This is a genomic window from Acidimicrobiales bacterium (assembly GCA_016794585.1).
Lineage (GTDB): Bacteria > Actinomycetota > Acidimicrobiia > Acidimicrobiales > DATDAH01 > JAEUJM01.
Genome location: JAEUJM010000026.1, coordinates 104,800 through 122,344, shown reverse-complemented (window position 1 = coordinate 122,344; position 17,545 = coordinate 104,800). Strand labels below are relative to the sequence as shown.

Sequence of the window (17,545 nt, the reverse complement as noted above, 5' to 3'; positions counted from 1 at the left end):
CGCCCCGCGACCACCCTCCCGCCCCTTCTGGGTACTCGTATGTGTTCTCCAGAACACATACGAGTACCCGGAACGATGGGCGTGGGTGACGTCGTCTAACATCGGCGTCAACTCAAGGGGGGTGCAACCGTGCGCACGGTCGTCGTTGGAGCATCGAGCGGTCTCGGCCGCTGCATCGGGGTCGGGCTGGCCCAGCGGGGCGACGAGGTGGCCCTCCTCGCCCGCCGCCTCGACCGGTTGGAGAGCGCCGCCGCCGACGCCGGTGAGCACGCCCACCCCATCGCCTGCGACGTCACCGACGGCGCGTCGATCCAACGGGCCATCGAAGAGGCGGCCGCCACGCTCGGGGGAATCGACGGGCTCGTCTACGCCCCCGCCATCGGCCCCCTGGCCAAGCTCACCGACATCGACGGTGACACCTGGGCCCAGGTCTTCGCCACCAACGTCACCGGCGCCGCCCTGGTCACCGCCGCGGCCATGCCCCACCTCGAGGCGTCGCAGGGCACCGCGGTCTTCCTGTCCTCGGTCATCGCCTCGCTGACACCGCCGTGGCCGGCGCTCGGCGCCTACGCGGTCAGCAAGGCCGCCCTCGACAAGCTGGTCGAGGCGTGGCGCATGGAGCACCCGTCGGTGGGCTTCACCCGCCTGGTGGTGGGCGACTGCGCCGGCGGCGAGGGCGAGGGCGCCACCGAGTTCAACCAGGGTTGGGACATGGACCTGGCCGGCGAGGTCGTGCCCATCTGGTTCCAGCGCAACTACCTCTCGGGCTCGCTCCTCGACGTGGAGGAGGTCGTCGCCGTGGCCCACACGGTGCTGTCCACCGGTGCCACCGTGGCGGTGCCCTCCGTGACCCTCGCCCCGCGTGTGAGCCCCATGCCACCCGAGCTCGCCGAACAGCTCGGCGACCTCGCCGGCGACTGACCGGCCCGCCGGGATCAACCTGCCACTGAGGAGGTCCCCGCCGGAGGTGGGCGCGTGCGCGGGCCGCGCTCTCTTCCGTTGCTTCGTCAGGAGGTGGGTAGGTCCAGCTGGGTGGCGACCCGCTCGCCCGCCTCGGCGCTGGGGCCCGACCACAGCACGGTGCCGTGGTCGAGGACGGCCACCTGATCGCAGAGCGCCAGTGCGTGGGTGACGTGTTGCTCGATGATCAGCAGGGCCGTGCCCTGCTCGCGCAGGCGCCGCAGCGAGTCGTAGGTGCGCTCCACGATGATGGGGGCGAGGCCGAGCGACAGCTCGTCGGCGACGAGCACCTTCGGCTCCTCGACCAGGACCCGGGCCATGGAGAGCATGCGCTGCTCGCCGCCCGAGAGCGTCCCCGCCTGCTGGCGCCGACGCTGCTCGAGCACGGGGAACATCTCGTAGGCCTTGGCCAGGCCGCCGGCGACCCCGCCACGCCCGAGGGTGCGGCGGAAGGCGAGGGTGAGGTTCTCCTCGACGCTCAAGGTGGCGAACACCGAGCGCCCCTCCGGGGCATGGGAGATCCCGGCGCGGTTGAAGCGGTAGGGCCGCGCCCCGGTGAGGTCGGCGCCGTCGACCAACACCTGGCCGGCGGTGGGGACGACGAGGCCCGACGCCAGGCGGGCGACCGTGGTCTTGCCGGCGCCATTGGGGCCGACGAGGGCCACCGCCTCGCCGGGCTGGACGGTGAGGGACACGCCGAACAGCGCCCGGAAGGGCCCGTATCCGGCCGAGACGTCGCGGAGCTCGAGGGCGGCGGTCATCAGCTCGGCTCCTCGTCGGTGCTCGTGGGGTCCGAAACGTGCTGGGCAGGGGCGTCGCCGGCTGCGGATCCGCCGTCATCGGCGTCGCCGGCGGGCGATGTGGCGGCCTCGAGGGCCTCGGCGGCCTCGGCGGCGTCGGCGCTCGCCGGCTCGAGGTCGCCCAGGTAGGCGTGGCGCATCTCGGCGCTGGCCATCAGGGTGGCGGTCGGACCCTGCGCGATCAGACGGCCGAAGTCGAGCAGGTAGCACCGGCTGGTGAAGCTGGCCACCAGCTCGACGTCGTGCTCCACCAACAAGATGGCGAAGCCCCGCTGGGACTGCACCTCGCCGAGCGTCTCGGCCAGCGCCGCGGTCTCGCCGCGGTCGAGGCCCGACGAGGGCTCGTCGAGCAACAGGAGCTTGGGCTCGGTCATCAGGGCCCGGCCCACCTCGACCAGCCGGCCCTGCCCGAGGCTGAGGCGCTCGATGGGCTCGTCGGCCAGGTCGGCGAGGCCGAGCAGCTCGAGCACCTCGTCGCAGGTGGCGATCTCGTCGGCGTTCGGCCGGCCCAGGCCCACGACGTCCTTCCAGAGACGGCCGGTGCGACGCTTGACCCGCTCGGCGATGAGGAGGTGCTCGCGCACCGTCGAGTCGGGGAACAGCTCGATGCGCTGGAACGTGCGCCCGATGCCGAGCCGAGCCCGCTGGTGGACGGGCAGGCGGGTGACATCGCGCCCTTCGAGGCTGACCGTGCCGCCGTCGGCCCGCAGCACGCCGAGCAGGCAGTTGAAGAACGTGGTCTTCCCGGCGCCGTTGGGACCGATGAGGCCGACCCGCTCGCCCTCGTCGATGGCGAGGTCGACGCCGTCGAGGGCGACGATGCCGGCGAAGCGCTTGGTGACGCCGACGGCCTCGATGACCCGGGTCCCGCTCATGCCCCGTGCTCCCGGTTCGCGACGACGTCGGGCCGGCACCGGACCCCGGCGCCGGGACGGAGGGCCTCGACGACGACCGCTGGGGCCCTCATGCCGCCGCCTCCGGCTCGGGGGTGGGCGCTGGTCGGCCGGGTGCAGAACCACCGGCGCCACCGGCCGCCGCCGCCTTGCGGGCGGCCTTCTCGGCCTTGCGCCGGCGGCTGGACTCGATGACACCCTCGGGATGGCGGGCGAACTGGATGGTGGCGAGGCCGAACAGCACGAAGCGCCACGTCGGGTCGAGGGGGAACAGGCCCGGCACCCGGTCGGGGCTGCGCAGGAGCCACTCGAACACCGTCCCCTTGAGCACCAGGGTGTCGAAGATCGCGAAGGCCAGCGCCGCCGCGGCCGCGCCCTCGAAGGTGCGGGACCCGAGCGTGACCACGAGCACGAGCCAGAACAGCGCCGCGAACGGGGAGAAGTTGGTGCCGTAGTTGACGTTCTCCTGGTGCACGGCCAGCAGGGCGCCGCCGAGGCCGGCGATGAAGCCGGACAGGGCGAAGGCGATCAGCGTCGACCGCCCGGGCGAGATGCCGATGGACTGGGCCGCCACCGGGCTGCCGCGGAGGGCCCGCAGCGCCTGGCCGGTGGTGCCCTCGCGGATCTGCACGACCACGAGGCCGACGATCGCGAGCACCACGAGGCACAGCACGAGGAAGGCCCGGTCGTCGGCGAAGTCCCACGGGCCGATCACCGGCCGGGGCACGTCGGTGCCCTGGAACAGGGAGGCGTCGCCCGAGACCCACGACATCTTGATGATCACCGAGTCGAAGAAGAACGCGAAGGCCAGCGTGCCGATGGCCACCCAGATGCCCGTCACGCGGCGTAGGGGGACCGCCACGAGCACCGCCACCCCGGCGGCGACCACGCCGCCGAGCAATGCGCCGGCGATCACCGACAGGTCGTAGCGGTCGACGGTCTGGAACACCGTGAACGCGCCGGTGGCCGCGAAGGCCCCCTGGGCCAGCGAGATCTGCCCGGCCATGCCCGTGATCACGGTGATGGACAGGAAGATCGTGGCCATGATCGCGGCCTGGGTGACGAGGAACATCCACTGGTCGTCGGCCCGGAAGAACACCACCGACCCGACCACGAGGAACACCGCAGCGCCCATGCCCCACGTGAACAGCGCCGACCGCCCGGTCTGCGAGCGGCCTCCGAGCGCCGGCGGCGGCGGGTCGACGCCGGCGAGCGGATCGGACGCCTCCCGGGTGCGCCCGATGCCCGGCGCCAGCACGATCACCCCGAACAGGACGATGAAGGGGATGGCCGGCGTGAGGTTGTCCTGGAGCGGCGACAGCCAGTCGTAGGTCTCGGCCCAGCGGGGCAGGAAGGTGTTGATCTCGGCGATGAGGATGCCCAGGCCCAGGCCGCCGAGCAGGGCCCGGGGCAGGCTGACCAGCTTGCCCACCGCCGCTGCGGCGATGGCGACCACCACGAGGTTGAAGAAGTCACCCGCGGCCAACGTGTTGAAGCGGGGGGCGATGAGCACGCCCGCCAGGCCGGCGAAGAACGACGAGAGCATCCAGGCGAACGACGAAATGCGGTCGGAGGCCCAGCCGTTCAGCTCGGTCATGCGGGGCGACTCGACCACCGCCCGCATCTGGAGGCCCTTGACCGTGAACTTGAACAGAGCACCGAGGCCGAGCATGGCGAGGACGGCGACGGCCATCGCCACGAGCTCGTTGCGGCTGAACGCGTAGACCCCGAAGGGGTCGTAGAACACGCTGGCGCCGTCGGGGACGATCCCCTCCGGGGTGACGCCCGCCACCGACTGGAAGTTCGCGGCCAGGTCGACGAGCGCCGGCAACGCCAGCGTCAGGCCGATGGTGACCACGAGCTTCGCCACCGGGGTGGCCGTGCGGAGGTGCCGGAAGATCAGCGCCTCGAGGACGAACCCGACGAGCGGTGCCAGGATGACCACCGACAGGATCACCGAGGGGACGATGGGCCAGCCCCACTCGGTGTGGGCCTTGAAGTAGACGACGGCGGAGATGTACGCCTGCGCCCCGAAGGCCAGGTTGAACACGCCCGAGGTCTTGTACGTGAGGACGAACCCGAGGGCGATCAGCGCGTACACCGTGCCCGGCGGCAGGCCCTGGAGGAACCCCCGGAACACGTCCGTGCCCAGGCCCGCGGCGAGGATGCCGGTCACCCGTGACGCCCCGATGCGTTCGTCATGCTCGATTCCCCCTGGGCGGTTGGTGGCCGCGTGCGCCGACCCGGGGGCCGGTCGGCGCAGACCATAGCCCAGCTGATCGAACCTGATGAGAATGCCGTTCCACCTTTTCGTGCACGCCATGCTCATCTGGGCCAGAATCCCCCTATCGGGCCCGAGCGGGCCCGGGCCGAGGGGGCGGGGGCCCGCTCGAGCCATCGACCCCCGACGCAGTGGAGGCACCCCTCATGAGCCTGTTCGACGCATTCCGGTACGACGGCAAGCGCGCCCTGGTGGTCGGAGGCGCCACCGGCATGGGCGCCGCCGTGGCCGAGCTCGTCAAGGACGCCGGCGCCGAGGTGCTGAACGCCGACCGCGCCCCGGTCACCCAGGAGGGCGTCACTGCGCTGTCCGTCGACCTCGCCGACCGGGCGTCGATCGAGGCGCTCGCCGCCGAGGTGGAGGGCCCGATCGACGCCCTCTTCTCCTGCGCCGGCGTGGCCGACGGCACCCCGGGCATCGAGAAGATCAACTTCCTCGGCCACCGCCTGCTCATCGAGCTGCTGCTCGCCAACGGGAAGCTGGCCCGGGGCGCCGCCATCGGCATGATCTCCTCGGCGGCGGGCATGGGGTGGCGCACGAACCTCGAGAAGGTGCAGACCTACCTGGGGATCGCCGACTTCGAGGAGGCGTCCACCTGGGCCCAGGACAACGCCAAGGCCGACTACATGTGGTCGAAGATGGCGGTCAACGGCTACGTCGCCGGCGAGTGCATGAACCTGCTCAAGCAGGGCGTGCGCATCAACGCCATCCTCCCCGGCCCCACCGACACCCCCCTCGCCCAGGCCAACGCCGACACCTGGCTCACCTTCGGCGCCGACTACCGCGAGGAGACCGGCATCGCCGCGTCGACCCCGCTCGAGCAGGCCTACCCGCTGGTCTTCCTGTGCAGCGACGCCGCCGCCGGCATCACCGGCGTGACCGTCTTCACCGACGCCGGCTACCACGCCTCCGGGGTCACCGGCGCGTACGAGACCGCGGGCCTCGCCGTGGGCTTCCTCGAGGGCGAGTTCTGATCTGACGGCGGCGCGGGCGGGACGGTCCCCGCCCGCGCTGCTGAGATCCGCGTTACGCTGTGGTGAGAATGTGATTCTCACCGGCAGGGGGACGGCATGCGCATCGGAGTGATGGTGGGCCCGGAGCGGGGCCGTTACGCGACCAAGGTCGCCCGCATGCGCGCCGACGCCACCTGGGCCGAGGAGGCCGGGCTGGCCTCGGTGTGGGTCCCCCAGATCCCCGACGAGTTCGACGCCATGACCGCGGCGGCGCTCATCGGCGACGTCACCGAGCGGGTCGAGATCGGCACCGCGGTCGTCCCCATCCAGACCCGCCACCCCATCGCCACCGCGCAGCAGGCGCTCGCCACCCAGGCCGTCTGCGAGGGCCGCTTCTCGCTCGGCCTCGGCGTCTCCCACCACTGGATCGTCGAGGAGATGCTGGGCCTCCCCTACGAGCGCCCCGCCCGCACGATGGCCAACTACCTCGACGTGCTCGACCGGGCCCTCGCCGGCCCGGGCATGGTCGACGTCGAGAACGACGACTGGCGCATCCACAACCCGCTCGACGTCACCGACGTCGCCCCCACGCCCGTCCTGCTCGCCGCACTCGGCCCCGTGATGTTGCGCCTCGCCGGCGAGCGCACCGACGGCACCATCCTGTGGCTGGCCGACGAGAAGGCCATCGCCTCCCACGTCGTGCCCCACCTGACCAAGGCCGCGGAGGGCGCCGGCCGCCCTGCGCCCCGAGTCGTCGCCGGCGTGCCGGTGTGCCTGTGCCGGCCCGACGAGGTGGACCGCGCCGTCGAGCGCACCAACCGGATCCTCTCCGAGGCCGAGGTCTCGCCGAACTACCAGAAGCTGCTCGACCTGGGCGACGCGGAGAGCGTCGGCGACCTGCTCGCCGCCGGCGACGAGGCCATGGTCGAGCGCCGCCTGCGGGCCTACGCGGACGCCGGCGTCACCGACCTGTCCGTGCGGGTGGTGCCCATCGGCGACGGCCGCGACGAGCTCATCGCCTCGTCCAAGCGCACCCGCGAACTGCTCGCCTCGCTCGTCGGCGCCCTCGCCTGACGGCCGATCCTCGTTCTGCACCACCTGCGACCTGCACCACCTGCACCACCCGAACCTCAGACCAAGGGGGACCCCTGATGACCGCCGCCGGCATCCCGGTGTTCGACGCCGACAACCACCTCTACGAGACCCGTGACGCGCTCACGAAGTTCCTCCCCGACCGCTACAAGGGCGCGGTCGACTACGTCGACGTGCGGGGCCGCACGAAGATCGTCGTGCGGGGCCGGATCAGCGACTACATCCCCAACCCCACCTTCGACGTGGTGGCCCGGCCCGGGGCGATGGAGGACTACTACCGCAAGGGCAACCCCGACGGCCTCAGCCGGCGGGAGCTGTTCGGCGATCCGATCAAGTCCCTCCCCGCCTTCCGGGCACCCGAGCCCCGGATCGAGCTCATGGACGAGCAGGGCCTCGACCGCACCCTCATGTTCCCCACGCTGGCCAGCGTCATCGAGGAGCGCATGCGGGACGCGCCCGAGCTCACCCACGCCGTCATCCACTCGTTGAACGAGTGGCTCTACGAGACGTGGACCTTCGACTACGAGTCGCGCATCTACACGACCCCGGTGATCACGCTCCCGATCGTCGACAAGGCCATCGAGGAGCTCGAGTGGGTGGTCGAGCGCGGCGCCAAGGTCGTCCTGATCCGGCCGGCGCCGGCGTTCGGCCTCAAGGGTCCTCGCTCGTTCGCCCTGCCCGAGTTCGACCCGTTCTGGGAGAAGGTGGTCGAGCACGACCTGCTCGTCGCCCTGCACTCGTCCGACTCCGGCTACGAGCGCTTCGCCAACGAGTGGGTCGGCGGCGACTCCGAGATGCTGCCCTTCAAACCCGAGGCCTTCCGGATGCTGTCGGCGTGGCGCCCCATCGAGGACGCGGTGTCGTCGCTCGTCTGCCACGGGGCGCTGTCGCGCTTCCCCACCCTGAAGATCGCCGCCATCGAGAACGGCGCCAGCTGGATCGGCCCGCTCCTCGACCGCATGCGCGACCTGTACAAGAAGATGCCCCAGGACTTCCCCGAGGACCCGGTGGCGGCGGTGAAGCGCAACATCCACATCTCGCCGTTCTGGGAGGAGGACCTCGGCCACCTCGCCGACGTGCTCGGCCCCACCCAGGTGCTGTTCGGGTCGGACTACCCGCACCCCGAGGGCCTCGGGAACCCGACGAGCTACCTCGACGAGCTCACCCACCTCGACGACGGCCTCGTCCGCCAGATCATGGGCGGCAACCTCGCCCGCCTCATGAACGTCGACCTCACCCCGGCGGCGTGATGCCGTCGGGCGGCGGCGCCGGCGGCGCCACATCTCCGACCGTGTGCCCGCCGCTGTCGGACGTCACTGCGGATCGCTCTGCTCGTCGGACACGGCGGGCTCGAACGGTGGCCACACGGTGAGCGGCGGGACGACCGTGGCGCCCGCCAGCATCCCGGCGCTGCTGGCGGCCACCGTCGCCGCCGGCGGCGACCGTCCCGCGGTGGTCACCGGCGACGGGCCGGTCACGTGGGCCGATCTCGACGCCCGGTCGCGTGAGTTCGCCGGCGCCCTCGTCGCCGCCGGCATCGGCGCCGGCGACCGGGTGGCGATCTGGTCGCCCAACGGCATCGAGTGGATCGTCGCCGTGCTCGGCCTGTTCCGGGCCGGCGCCGTGCTGGTGCCCATCAACACCCGGTTCAAGGGCACCGAGGCGGCGGTCCTGCTCGAGCGCAGCGGCGCCAAGGCGCTCATCACCGCCACCGACTTCCTCGACACCGACTACGTCGCCCTGCTGGCGGCGGCCGACGCGGACCTGCCCGACCTCGAGCTCACGATCGTCGCCCGGGGCCCCGCCCCCGACGGCACCGTCGGCTGGGACGACTTCCTCGCCGGGTCCAACGGGGCGGCGCAGGCCGAGGCCGACGCCCGAGCCGCGGCGCTCACCCGGGACGACCCGTCCGACATCCTCTTCACGTCGGGCACCACCGGCGTCCCCAAGGGCGTGGTGATGACCCACGGACGCACCCTCGGCGTGGCCACCGACTGGGTCGCCATGACCGGGCTCTCCGCCGACGACCGCTACCTGATGGTGAACCCGTACTTCCACATGTTCGGGCTGAAGGCGGGCATCCTCGCCTCGGTCGCGGCCGGCACCACGATGTACCCCGAGGCCGTCTTCGACGTCGACCGCGCCCTGGCCCGGGTCGCCGCCGAGAGCATCACCGTGCTCCCGGGCGCGCCGACGATCTACCAGGCGATCCTCGACCATCCCGACCGCGCCGGCCACGACCTGTCCTCCCTGCGGGTGGCGGTGACCGGCGCCGCCGACATCCCCGTCGAGCTCATCCGCCGGGTCTTCGAGGAACTGCCGTTCTCGGTGGTCGTCACCGGCTACGGGCTCACCGAGGCGGGCACCGCGTCGGCCACCGTCCCCGGCGACGACGCCGAGACGGTCGCCACCACGGTCGGCCGAGCCCGACCCGGGTTCGAGGTGCGCATCCTCGGCGAGGGCGATCGGGAGATGCCCGCCGGCGAGCCCGGCGAGATCGTCCTGCGGGGCCCGACCGTGATGCTCGGCTACCTCGACGACCCCGACGCCACTGCGGCGACCCTGTCGGCGGACGGCTGGCTGCGCACCGGCGACCTGGGCGTGGTCGACGAACGCGGCAACCTCCGCATCGTCGGCCGCTCGAAGGACATGTTCATCGTCGGCGGCTTCAACGCCTATCCCGCCGAGATCGAGAACCTCCTGCTCGCCCACCCGGGCATCGGCCAGGCCGCGGTCATCGGCATCCCCGACGCCCGCCTCGGCGAGGTGGGCATGGCCTTCCTCGTGCCGGCGCCCGGCGCCACCCTCGACCCCGACGAGGTCGTGGCGTGGTCCCGCGAGCACATGGCCAACTACAAGGCGCCCCGCAAGGTCGAGATCGTCGACGCCCTCCCCATCAACGCCACCGGCAAGGTGGTCAAGGACGACCTCCGCGCCCGGGCGGCGTCCGCCGGCGTCACCGGCCCCGGCTGACGCACGGTCAGTGCTTCAGAAGACGCTCGGCATCGGCCCGCAGCTGAGCGAGGAGGACAGGCCTCAGGGATCGAGGGGGCGCCGGCCTGACTGCACGGCATCGACCACCAGCGCCGCCACCCAGGACGCGCCGGCGGCGACGTCGGCGGCGCTCAGGTCCCAGTCGGCGGCGAGGCGCTCGTAGGTGGCGAGGCCCCAGAGGACGTCGAGCACCCCCGCGGCGACGGTGCGGTCCCGGTCGGACCAGCCCTCCGTGTGCGGGGCGAGCGCCGAGCGCAGCGCCTCGTGCTGGCGCCGGCTGGCGTCGGACAGGGTCGGGTCGAGCGGCGCTCTCGGCGGCAGGGGGTGGGCGGCGATGGCTTCGATGGCCCGGGCCACCACCCGCGGGATGTCATCCGCTTCGAGCTGGCCGAGGTCGACCCCGGCCTGCTCCTCGAGTCGACGCATGACCGCGTCGCGCAGACCACGCTCGTTCTCGAAGTGGCGGAACACGGTGCGCTCGCTCACGCCCGCGCGCTCGGCGACGGCGCGCACGGTGAGGCCCTGCCAGTCCCGGATCGACGAGCCCTCGGTCAGCAGGTCGCAGGCGGCGTCGATGATGCGCCGGCGGGTGGCGTTGGCCTGCTCGCGCCGCACCGGGCTGTCGTAGCGGCGCTTCCCCGTGTCCACGCTCGCCTCCACCACCGACTCGACCGACGTCTCCGACGTCGCCGCGGTCACGGCAGTCGGATCGGCAGCCTCTCCCATCCCCGCACCGTAGAGGTCGGGGCGAGGTTGGCTCCCGCCATGTCGACCTCCCACTCGGGGAAGCGCTGGAGCATCTCGTCGAGCACGATCCGGCCCTGGAGGCGGGCCAGCGCGGCGCCGAGGCAGAAGTGGGCGCCGTAGCCGAAGGTGATGTGGGGGCCGTCGTCGCGGCGCACGTCGAAGCGCTCGGCGTCGGGGAAACGGGTGTCGTCGCGGTTGGCGGCGCCGACGAGGCAGAGGATGGCGCTGCCGGCGGGCACGGTCTGGCCGTGGAACTCGGCGTCCTTGGCCACGTAGCGGGCCACGGCCGGGCCCGGCGGCTGGAAGCGGAGCACCTCCTCGATGGTGCTGGTCACGAGCGAGCGGTCCTCGACCACGGCCCGACGCTGGTCGGGGTGGTCGGCCAGGAGCTTGGTGAACCAGCCGATGAGCTTGGTGGTGGTCTCGTTGCCGGCGCCGGCCACGACGGTCAGATAGGTGAGGAGCTCCTCACGGGAGAGGCGGCGATGGACGCCGTGCTCGTCATCGAACTCGACGTTGAGCATCTCGGTCATGATGTCGTCGGAGGGGTGCTCGGCCCGCCAGTCGATGTACTCGCCGAACTGGTTGGACTCGATGAAGTCGTCGCCCACCTCCATGGGCTTGCCCGCCTCCGTGCGCAGGTGGGCGTCGGTGCGGGCCTTCACCGCGGCCTGGTCCTCCTCGGGGATGCCGAGGAGCATGCCGATGACCCGCGTGGGGACGATGGCACCGATCTCGGCGATGACGTCGAAGCCGTCGCTGCCGACGAGCGGGTCCATGCTGCGGGCGCAGAGCTCGCGGATCTGGGGTTCGAGCGACGCCACCTTCTTGGGCGTGAACATCCGGGCCATCAGGCTGCGGTGCATGCCATGGGTGGGTGGGTCCTCGAAGATGACCAGCCCGGGCGGCATCTCCACGCCGGCCTTGATGACCTCGAGGATGCCGCCGCGGCCGGAGATGAAGGTGTCCCTGTCCCGCAGGCCCCGCTCGACGTCGTCGGCCCGGCTCACGGCGTAGAAGTCGTACGGCTCGTTGTAGTAGAGCGGCGCCTCCTCCCGGAGGCGGCGGTACACCGGGTACGGGTCGGCGTTGATCTCGACGTCGTACGGGTCGTAGTAGACGTCGCTGTCGGTCGTGACCGTCACGTGGCGCTCCCCCTGTGCGATTTGATGGCAGCACCGTGACACGAATATCCGCCTCGGTCAATCGGACTGCGGCTCGCGCTCGCCCGGTCCGGGAGGCGCCCTTCGTTGACGGATCGACAGCGCCATGTGCCGTCGATCCGTCATTGAATCGAGCCCAGAGGACGGAGTTGCCCTTCGGCAACCCGTCGCCCGGACGCGGGTCGGCGCCGCACTACCGTCCCGGCGTGCTCTCGCCGGACCGCCGCCGCCCCGCCCGCGTCATCGGGCTCGCTGCCATCGCCGTCGTGCTTGCCCTGGTCGCCGCCTGCAGCGCCGACACGTCGGACGACGCCGCGCCCCGGGAGGAGTCGGCCGCCAACACGTCGACCACCACTGAGGCGCCCCCGGCGGGCACGCCGGCCGAGCTGGTCGAGCACGCCGCCGACTGGCCCACCGCCGGCCAGGACCTGCTCAACACGAGAGCGGCGGCGGCGTCGGGCATCACCGCCGAAAGCGTCGACCAGCTGGAGGAGACCTGGCGGGCCGGACTGGAGGGCGCCGGCGCGCTGACCACCACGCCGATCATCCAGGGCGACACGGCCTACCTCCAGGCCGGCTTCGGCTCGGTGTTCGCCATCGACCGGGCGACCGGCGACCAGCGGTGGGCCAGCGAGGCGCGGGGGCTGAACATCGGGCCCTTCGGCGTGGCCGTGGGCGACGGGCAGGTGTACGGCATGGACGCCGCGACCGGCGTGGTCGCGCTCGATGCCGCCGACGGGGCCGAGGTGTGGGCCACCGACATCACCGCCACCGACACGACCGGCGTCGACATCCAGTCGGTGATCGCCGACGGCACCATCCTCGCCAGCTCGGTCCCCATCAGCATCGGCGGCATCTACGCCCCCGGGGACCGCGGCGTGGTCAGCGCCCTCGACGCCGTCACCGGTGAGGTCCTCTGGACCTTCGACACCGTCAAGGGCGACCTCTGGGGCCACCCGGATGTCAACTCCGGCGGCGGGGTCTGGTACTCCCCGGTCGTCGACCTCGAGCGCCGCATCGTCTACGCCGGCGTGGCCAACCCTGCGCCCTTTCCCGGCACACCCGAGTTCCCCAACGGCACCAGTCGGCCTGGGCCGAACCTGTACACGAACTCGATCGTCGCCTTGGACCTCGACACCGGCGAGCTCCTGTGGTTCCACCAGGTGACCCCGCACGACATCTTCGACCGGGACCAGGTCCACACCCTCATGGCCCGCCTGGACGACGGCACCGACGTGATCGTCAGCGCCGGCAAGTCCGGCGTAGTGGTCGGCCTCGACCCCGACGAAGGCACCGTCCGCTGGACCACCGAGGTCGGCCACCACGAGAACGACGACCTCACCGAACTCGACGGCCCCACCGTCGTCTCCCCCGGCACCTACGGCGGTGTGCTCACCCCGCCCTCGACCGCCGACGGCGTCGTCTACCTCGCCACCGTCGACGCGCCCACCGAGCTGAGGCCCGACGAGACCGCCTACTTCGGAGCGCCCCTCGGCAGCGAGGACGGCGAGGTCACCGCGGTGTCGGCCGACACCGGCGAGGTGCTCTGGGCCACCGAGGTCCCCGGCGATCCCCTCGGCGCCACCACCGTCGTCAACGACCTCGTGTTCACGGCGCTGCTCGACGGCACTCTCTTGGCGCTCGACCGCGACACCGGCGAGATCGTCTGGACCGGCGACGCCGGCGGCGGCGTCAACGGCTGGATGGCCGTCGCCGGCGACGAGCTCTTCGTCCCCGTCGGCAACGCCGACCCGCCGGCGCTCCTCCACCTCTCCCTCGAGTAGCCGCCCACCCTCTCCTGCCACCCACTTCTCGCGTTCTGGGTACTCGTCTGTGTTCTGGAGAACACATACGACTACCCGGAAGCGGCCGATCGCAGGCCCGCCGCCGCCGGCTCAGGTCATGAGCGAGGTGACCGTCGGGAGGTCGGCGTAGGTGGCGATGCCGGGCGCCGCCGCCACCACCGCGGGGATGGCGTTGACCGCCGGCGTGGCGGTGATGCGCATGCCGATGCTGCGGAAGTCGTCGACGTCCATCGTCGTCATGTCCTCGTCGGGCCAGAGGTCGAGCTTGATGCGCAGGTTCGGGTCGCCCTCGACCTCGACCACGTAACCGAACTCGACGGGCAGCGGCGGGTCGATCTTGTCGCCGATGGCCCAGCGCTGGTGGACGCCGATGCGCACCGTCCCGTCGACCACGCCGTCCCAGTTGACGTCCATGCCGGCGACGTGGCCGGCGGGGATGGTCATGCCGGGGATCTCGAGGTCCTCGGTGGCGTGGGCAAAGGTGACGGTGCAGCGGCGCTCGTCGAGGGTGAGGCCCATCAGGCCGGCGAGCTCTTCGAGGGCGTCGCCGAAGACGATGGTGGCCTGCTCGACGTCGGCGGCGTGGCCGGGGTCGCCGCCGGGGCGGTTCCAGCCGACGCCGGTGAAGTTGGGGTCGTTGGCGAAGAGGGTGACGTCGGCGGACTCGCTCAGGGTGAGCTTGCGGATGTTGCGGCTGATACCCGCACCCACGGCGGCGAACAGCTCGGCGAAGCCGGGGTTCACGCCCGTGCCGAGGATGGTGGCGCCGCCCGCCTCCGCCCCGGCGGCGATCTTCGCGGTGGCCTCGGGCCCGGTGCCGTACCCGGTGAGGAATTCGGAGGTGGTCACGACGTTGACGCCGGCGGCCAGGATGCGGGCGACCTCGTCGGCGTCGATGTGGAGGCGGTTGTAGGAGACGCAGTCGGGGGCGAGCGCCAGCAGCGCGGCCTCGTCGTCCGTGGCGAGCACGCCGGTCGGCTCGTCGAGCCCGCAGAGCTCGGCGGCGTCCTGACCGACCTTGCCCGGGTCGTGGGCGAACACGCCGACGAGCTCGAGGTCGGGCCGGCGCACGATCTCCTTCACGGCCTGCTGGCCGACGTACCCGGTCGTCCACTGCACCACGCGAAGCGGCTGGCTCCCCATCGTTCCCCCTCGTTCCCCGGTCCCCCCGGTGCGCCGGCCGTCCCGACGCCAGCCCATCCTAGGCCACGACGGATCGTTGCTCTCGTCCGCGAAGAGCCTCGTTCTCCGAGCACCACGTGGAAACCGATTCCGTGGCCGGCGGGACGGAGCACCTCGACCGAAACGCGTAGTGGACGCGCTCTTGCAGGGACGCCCGGGCCTGGCCGACCAGGAGGCGCAGACCGAGGTCGCGGCGCCGTCGGCTACTCGGCGGGGTCGGGCTCCGCCGGGCGGAAGGCCGACCAGCCGAGCTTCGCCACGAGGGCGACGGCGACGACGTCGTCGGTCAGACCGAGGGGCCCGAGGAGCACCTCGGGGATCACGTCCACCGGGGAGAGGATGTACACCAGCGCGAGGACGAGCGCGACCCACTCCGGGGCGCGCAGCCCGCGGCGCTTGCGGGGGGCGGCGGCGGACTCGGACGCCGCCAGGAAGTCGTCGGATTTCGTGCTCAGGGCCACGATCGCTCCTCGTCCCGCCTCGTCGTGAGGCGTTACCACTCACAACGCTAGCGGCGCGCCTTTCGTGCCCGCCCCGAAGGTGTCACCCGTCACGCCGTGGCGCCCCGGAAGCAACCCATGAAATACGGGAACTCGTAGGTGGCCGAGTAGTGGTAGGTCTCGACGACCTCGCCGTCGAGAAGGATCGAGGAGGTCCGGCCGTGGCACTCGTCGAGGTCGGCGTTGGTGGGAAGGTTCCCGTCGGCGTCGCGCTCGACCACGATCGGGAAGCCGTCGTAGGCGAAGCCGACCACGGTGGACGGGCCGGTCGAGGCGTCCAGCACGCACGACGGGACGTCGTGGTGGTGGTACGTGCTCGTCTGCTGCGGGTGGCCGTCGCACTCGTCCTGCGTCTCGTAGGCCACGGCGTCGCGGTTGCGCTCGTCGACCGGGGCGAAGATGGCGACGCCGTTGCGCAGCACCCCGATGACGCCCTTGCCGAGGCAGGTCGGCGTGTCCGCCACCGTCGGCGACGCCGGCAGGGTGACCGAGAGATCGGTCTCGGCGATCGAGTTCGGGTTGCGGTCGTAGGAGTAGGCCGGGTCGTCGGCCGCCACCGGGAATGTGCCGGTCACCATGTCTACGGGCAGGCCGTTGCTGTTGATGGTGCGGACGTCGCCGTCCACCTGCTCGTCGTACTGGGCCATCGGCCAGGACACCTCGCCCTGCACCGCCACTTTCTCGGTGCGGTCCCACGTGCCGGCGGCCTCGTCGATCCACGGACCGACCGCGAAGGCGCCCCCACCGTTGGGGTTGCCGGCGTCACAGGCGAAGAGGTCGCCTACGGCGGCACCCGTAGTCGAGACGTGCGCCGTGCCGATGGGCAGCGCAGTCAGGTCCGCCGCCGGCCCCTCCCAGACGTTCACGATCTCGTCGCCGGCGGTCGTGGCGGTCGATGCCGCGGTGGTCGAGGTGGTGGCGCCCGCGTCCGACGTCGCGGTCGAGGCGGCGCCGGTCTCCTCCGTCGACGAGCTACCGCAGGCGGCGGCCACCAGCGCCAGCGCCAGCACGGTCACCGCGGTCAACGAGAGCCGACGATGGGTCCGCCGCCTCCGGGGCGTGAGCGAAGCGATGTCAGGTCGAGCAGCTGCGGGGTTCACGCCGGCGAATCTACGAACCCTTCCTGAGGATCTCCTGAGCTGACGGCCCGACCGGCGTCCCACGGCGACTCCCGTGGCGGGCAGGACCACCCGTGTCGGATCAGCACGGGCGAGTCTCAGCGACGCATGCGACTACGGCGCTGTCTGGCGCGTCGGATCCATCCCACCGTCGTGCCCACCGCGGTGAACGAAATGAACAGCCAGGGGACCAGGCACAGCGCAGCCAGCCACCACTGCGCGGGTCGGACGCCAGACCAGACCCACACGCCGAGCAGGAGGCTGAGCCAGAACGCCCAGTCCCGGTGCAACGGCCACCGCATCCCGAGTCGCGTGTACTGCTGCACGGTGTTCGACGCTCCGACGGACCGGGGTCTGCCAACGGCCGCTCAGCCGCGCTTGCGGGCGAGGGTAAGGCCGTCGCCGATGGGCAGGATCAGCGACTCGAGCTCGGGGTGAGCGGCGACGTGGTCGTTGCAGCGGCGGATGGCCTCGGTGTTGTCGTCGGTCATCTCGGCGTTGACGACGTTGCCGCTCCACAGGACGTTGTCGATGAGCAGCAGGCCGCCGGCCCGGAGGCGGGGCACGAGCTCGTCGACGTAGCGGACGTAGCTGGGCTTGTCGGCGTCGACGAAGGCGAGGTCGAACTGCGGCTCGGCCCGCAGCGCCGCCAAGGTGTCGGCGCCGGGCCCGATGCGCAGCTCGATCTTGTCGCCGACGCCGGCCCGGTCCCAGTGCTCACGCCCGATGGCGGTCCACTCCTCGCTGACGTCGCAGCACAGCAGGTGCCCGTCGTCGGGCAACCCCCGGGCGATGCACAGCGCCGAGTAGCCGGTGAACGTGCCGACCTCGATGGCCCGCCGGGCGCCGACGATCCGCACCAGCAGCGTGAGCAGGTTCCCCTGGTCGATGGCGATCTGCATCCCGGAGATGTCCCCGAGCGCCTGGGTGGCGTCGATCAACGACCGCTGCACCTCGTCCGCCGCCGTCGTGTGCGCCAGCAGGTAGTCGTTCAGGACGTCGTCGATGAGGAAGCTCCGCGGGGCCATCCCCCGAGCCTCACACCATCGGGCAGCGC

The 17,545-nt window shown here is 72.0% G+C and carries 15 protein-coding genes; 6 read left to right on the top strand and 9 right to left on the bottom strand.

Annotated elements, in window-relative coordinates; genetic code table 11:
- Positions 1-129 precede the first annotated feature (129 nt).
- Positions 130-921 carry an SDR family oxidoreductase gene (locus tag JNK12_13175; GenBank protein ID MBL8776886.1) on the top strand — a complete coding sequence of 264 codons (792 nt, stop codon included), beginning with the start codon at positions 130-132 and terminating at the stop codon, positions 919-921.
- A gap of 86 nt (positions 922-1,007) precedes the next feature.
- Here JNK12_13175 and JNK12_13170 read toward each other — a convergent pair whose 3' ends face one another.
- The 3 genes from JNK12_13170 to JNK12_13160 form a co-directional block, all read right to left on the bottom strand.
- A complete protein-coding gene (locus JNK12_13170; protein ID MBL8776885.1) occupies positions 1,008-1,721 on the bottom strand; it encodes an ABC transporter ATP-binding protein in 714 nt (237 codons plus the stop codon).
- Positions 1,721-2,635, bottom strand: coding sequence for an ABC transporter ATP-binding protein (locus tag JNK12_13165; protein MBL8776884.1), 915 nt, complete (start codon positions 2,633-2,635; stop codon positions 1,721-1,723). The genes JNK12_13170 and JNK12_13165 overlap by 1 nt, the downstream gene beginning before the upstream one ends.
- An 88-nt stretch (positions 2,636-2,723) precedes the next feature.
- A complete protein-coding gene (locus tag JNK12_13160) occupies positions 2,724-4,829 on the bottom strand; it encodes an ABC transporter permease (GenBank protein MBL8776883.1) in 2,106 nt (701 codons plus the stop codon).
- Between the two features lie 251 nt (positions 4,830-5,080).
- Here JNK12_13160 and JNK12_13155 point away from each other — a divergent pair, with 251 nt between their 5' ends.
- From JNK12_13155 to JNK12_13140, 4 genes are all read left to right on the top strand, one after another.
- Positions 5,081-5,908 carry an SDR family oxidoreductase gene (locus tag JNK12_13155; GenBank protein ID MBL8776882.1) on the top strand — a complete coding sequence of 276 codons (828 nt, stop codon included), beginning with the start codon at positions 5,081-5,083 and terminating at the stop codon, positions 5,906-5,908.
- 96 nt (positions 5,909-6,004) lie between these two features.
- Positions 6,005-6,961 carry a TIGR03564 family F420-dependent LLM class oxidoreductase gene (locus JNK12_13150; protein ID MBL8776881.1) on the top strand — a complete coding sequence of 319 codons (957 nt, stop codon included), beginning with the start codon at positions 6,005-6,007 and terminating at the stop codon, positions 6,959-6,961.
- 77 nt (positions 6,962-7,038) lie between these two features.
- Positions 7,039-8,229, top strand: a complete 1,191-nt coding sequence (locus tag JNK12_13145; protein MBL8776880.1) for an amidohydrolase family protein — start codon at positions 7,039-7,041, stop codon at positions 8,227-8,229.
- Between the two features lie 136 nt (positions 8,230-8,365).
- Positions 8,366-9,952 (top strand): AMP-binding protein, encoded by a 1,587-nt coding sequence (locus JNK12_13140; GenBank protein MBL8776879.1) that lies wholly within the window; start codon positions 8,366-8,368, stop codon positions 9,950-9,952.
- Positions 9,953-10,015: 63 nt separating this feature from the next.
- On the opposite strand, the gene JNK12_13135 is transcribed toward JNK12_13140, so the two are convergent.
- Positions 10,016-10,699 (bottom strand): helix-turn-helix transcriptional regulator, encoded by a 684-nt coding sequence (locus tag JNK12_13135; GenBank protein MBL8776878.1) that lies wholly within the window; start codon positions 10,697-10,699, stop codon positions 10,016-10,018.
- Positions 10,669-11,865 carry a cytochrome P450 gene (locus JNK12_13130; protein ID MBL8776877.1) on the bottom strand — a complete coding sequence of 399 codons (1,197 nt, stop codon included), beginning with the start codon at positions 11,863-11,865 and terminating at the stop codon, positions 10,669-10,671. The genes JNK12_13135 and JNK12_13130 overlap by 31 nt, the downstream gene beginning before the upstream one ends.
- A 224-nt stretch (positions 11,866-12,089) precedes the next feature.
- On the opposite strand from JNK12_13130, the gene JNK12_13125 reads away from it, so the two are divergent.
- Positions 12,090-13,667 (top strand): PQQ-binding-like beta-propeller repeat protein, encoded by a 1,578-nt coding sequence (locus JNK12_13125; protein MBL8776876.1) that lies wholly within the window; start codon positions 12,090-12,092, stop codon positions 13,665-13,667.
- Between the two features lie 111 nt (positions 13,668-13,778).
- Here the strand turns inward: JNK12_13125 and JNK12_13120 are convergent, their stop codons facing one another.
- The 4 genes from JNK12_13120 to JNK12_13105 all read right to left on the bottom strand — a co-directional run bounded on the left by JNK12_13120 (position 13,779) and on the right by JNK12_13105 (position 17,516).
- Complete coding sequence (locus JNK12_13120; GenBank protein ID MBL8776875.1) at positions 13,779-14,831, bottom strand: hypothetical protein; 1,053 nt, start codon at positions 14,829-14,831, stop codon at positions 13,779-13,781.
- Between the two features lie 242 nt (positions 14,832-15,073).
- On the bottom strand, positions 15,074-15,331 hold the full coding sequence (locus JNK12_13115) for a DUF1232 domain-containing protein (GenBank protein ID MBL8776874.1): 258 nt from the start codon (positions 15,329-15,331) through the stop codon (positions 15,074-15,076).
- Between the two features lie 89 nt (positions 15,332-15,420).
- Positions 15,421-16,395: a YHYH protein gene (locus JNK12_13110; GenBank protein ID MBL8776873.1), complete on the bottom strand. Its 975-nt coding sequence runs from the start codon at positions 16,393-16,395 to the stop codon at positions 15,421-15,423.
- Positions 16,396-16,856: 461 nt separating this feature from the next.
- A complete protein-coding gene (locus JNK12_13105; protein MBL8776872.1) occupies positions 16,857-17,516 on the bottom strand; it encodes a class I SAM-dependent methyltransferase in 660 nt (219 codons plus the stop codon).
- Positions 17,517-17,545 lie beyond the last annotated feature (29 nt).

Coding starts and splice junctions, on each gene's coding strand:
- JNK12_13170 (MBL8776885.1), bottom strand. CDS start 1,721: ATGACCGCCGCCCTCGAGCTCCGCGACGTCTCGGCCGGATACGGGCCC.
- JNK12_13165 (MBL8776884.1), bottom strand. CDS start 2,635: ATGAGCGGGACCCGGGTCATCGAGGCCGTCGGCGTCACCAAGCGCTTC.
- JNK12_13155 (MBL8776882.1), top strand. CDS start 5,081: ATGAGCCTGTTCGACGCATTCCGGTACGACGGCAAGCGCGCCCTGGTG.
- JNK12_13150 (MBL8776881.1), top strand. CDS start 6,005: ATGCGCATCGGAGTGATGGTGGGCCCGGAGCGGGGCCGTTACGCGACC.
- JNK12_13145 (MBL8776880.1), top strand. CDS start 7,039: ATGACCGCCGCCGGCATCCCGGTGTTCGACGCCGACAACCACCTCTAC.
- JNK12_13135 (MBL8776878.1), bottom strand. CDS start 10,699: ATGGGAGAGGCTGCCGATCCGACTGCCGTGACCGCGGCGACGTCGGAG.
- JNK12_13120 (MBL8776875.1), bottom strand. CDS start 14,831: ATGGGGAGCCAGCCGCTTCGCGTGGTGCAGTGGACGACCGGGTACGTC.
- JNK12_13105 (MBL8776872.1), bottom strand. CDS start 17,516: ATGGCCCCGCGGAGCTTCCTCATCGACGACGTCCTGAACGACTACCTG.